The organism is Streptomyces sp. NPDC057743, assembly GCF_042798755.1.
In the GTDB taxonomy this organism is placed as follows: domain Bacteria; phylum Actinomycetota; class Actinomycetes; order Streptomycetales; family Streptomycetaceae; genus Streptomyces.
Window position 1 is genome coordinate 1 of sequence record NZ_JBHVJX010000114.1, and the last position, 1,880, is coordinate 1,880.

At 64.0% G+C, this 1,880-nt stretch carries 3 protein-coding genes; all 3 read right to left on the minus strand.

From position 1 onward, the window contains the following. Nucleotides 1-52: 52 nt before the first annotated feature. Complete coding sequence (locus ACFVFQ_RS38660) at nucleotides 53-454, minus strand: hypothetical protein (protein ID WP_383425399.1); 402 nt, start codon at nucleotides 452-454, stop codon at nucleotides 53-55. After that, nucleotides 444-887 carry a phage tail protein gene (locus tag ACFVFQ_RS38665; RefSeq protein ID WP_383425401.1) on the minus strand — a complete coding sequence of 148 codons (444 nt, stop codon included), beginning with the start codon at nucleotides 885-887 and terminating at the stop codon, nucleotides 444-446. Before ACFVFQ_RS38665 ends, ACFVFQ_RS38660 begins: the two co-directional genes overlap by 11 nt. Nucleotides 888-919: 32 nt before the next feature. Beyond that, on the minus strand, nucleotides 920-1,880 hold a 961-nt coding region (locus ACFVFQ_RS38670), incomplete at its 5' end, for a phage tail sheath family protein (protein ID WP_383425403.1).

Genomic DNA, 1,880 nt, shown 5'->3' on the forward strand with positions numbered 1-1,880 from the left:
AAGTGGTAGGCGATGTAGGTGATTTCGTCGTAGAGCTGGTTGGCTGGGTGCGTCATGCTTCCCCCGGGCGTCCTCCGGGGGCGGTGAAGTGGGTGTTGCAGTTGGGGCAGGAGACTTGGGCGGTGCCGGTGTCGTTCACAGTGCGGTAGAGGTCTTGGAGGTAGGCGAGGTCGGCGGCGAATAGGTTTTCGATGGTGCCTGCGTGGATGTCTGTGAGGGTGCCTAGGCGGGTGACGACGAGGCTGAGGAGGACGACTCCCAGGTAGGCGGGGTTGTTCTTGACTCGTTGGTCGGCCAGTGGTGAGAGTTCGTCGCGGGCGGTGGCCAGGCGCATGGTGCCGTGTTTGTGGACGGTTCCCTCTGCGTCGAGGTAGCCGTGGGGTAGCTCGAAGTCGAAGTTGGTGGCTAGTTGCCCGGGGTTGTTGGTGGGGGAGGGGGTGGGTTCACTCGACACTGATGTCCTCGTAGGTGATGGTGACCTTTTCCGTGGCGGGGCTGTTGTCTCCGGCGGCTAGGGAGGGGCCTTCCCATTGCGAGGCCCAGGCGTTGGTCATGGTGAAGCGCCGGACGGTGTTCTTGGCGGAGTCTCTCATCACCACTGCGATGTTCTGTCGGGCGGCCGTGACGTCTGCCTTGACGAGCGTGGTGTTGATCCAGTCGGTGAATACGGGGCTCTTGTCCATGCCTCGGGTGATGGTGATCTCGCCCGAGTGGCGGGCGCCTGGTTGCTTGCGGATGACCAGTGCGCCGGTGGCGGCGCTGATTTGCTTGACTTCGACTACGTCCTCGCCCAGGGATAGTCCGGAGACGTCCTGGACGGTCTCGACCTGGAACTTGCCTAGTTCGACGGTGAAGGAATGGGTGACGAGGGTTTCTCCGGTGTTCATGGACGTGTCTCCTACTCAACGGGCGCGCGGGGTCAGCTGGACTCGAGTATCTGGGTGAGGGTGAACTCGATGAATTCGGCGGGTCGGACGATGGCGACGCCGATGTCGCAGTGCACCTCCCCTTTCTTGCGGCTGTTGTCGGGGTTGTTGGTGGCGTCGCAGGTCACGTAGAACGCCTCGGTGGGGTCTGTGCCCTGTAGGGCCCCGATGCGCCACTGGTCGTTGAGGAAGGTGGTGATGGTGCGGCGCAGGGCGGCCCACAGGCGCTCGTCGTTGGGCTCGAAGATGGCCCACCGTGTGCCGTCCAGGATCGACCGTCGCAGGAAACTTACGTACCGGCGTACGTTCAGATAGCGCCAGTCATCATCTGTCGCTGCCGCCAGGGTGCGTGCTCCCCATACCCGCAGCCCCTGTCCGGGGAAGGCCCGCAGACAGTTGATGCCGACCGCGTTGAGCGGGCCCTGCGTTTTGTCGGTGAGGGTTTCGGCCAGGGAGGTCACCCCGTTCAGTGCCTCGTTGGCGGGTGCCTTGAACACCCCGCGCGTGGTGTCGGTGCGGGCCCACACCCCCGCCACATGCCCCGACGGAGGAACCGTGGGGGACAGGTGCTTCTTGTAGAGCCCGGGTACGGTGATCCAGGGGTAGTAGAGCGCGCCGAACTCCTCCTTCGCCAGCCTGCCGCGGTAGGTCTTGACGTCCCCATCCTTCTGGGAGGGGGGAGGGTCGAGGATTGCCAGTCGGTCCCCCATGCTCTTACAGTGCGTGATCAGCTTCTGCTGCAGCGCTGAGCCGTTGGCTTGGTCGCTGGTGATGGCCCACAGGCTGGGGAAGGCCACCATGGACACATCGCTCGCCTTCTCCAGCGCGGTCAGCGGCTCGTTCAGCATGGTGTCCGCATAATTCGCGGTAGTGCCGAGGCTGACGATGTAGCACTGGGCCCCGCCGTTGGCGAAGAACCCGTACACGGCCTCCACCAGGTAGATATGCTGGTTG

Excerpts from the sequence above, each read along its gene's own strand:
- ACFVFQ_RS38665 (WP_383425401.1), bottom strand. The coding sequence starts at position 887 with ATGAACACCGGAGAAACCCTCGTCACCCATTCCTTCACCGTCGAACTA.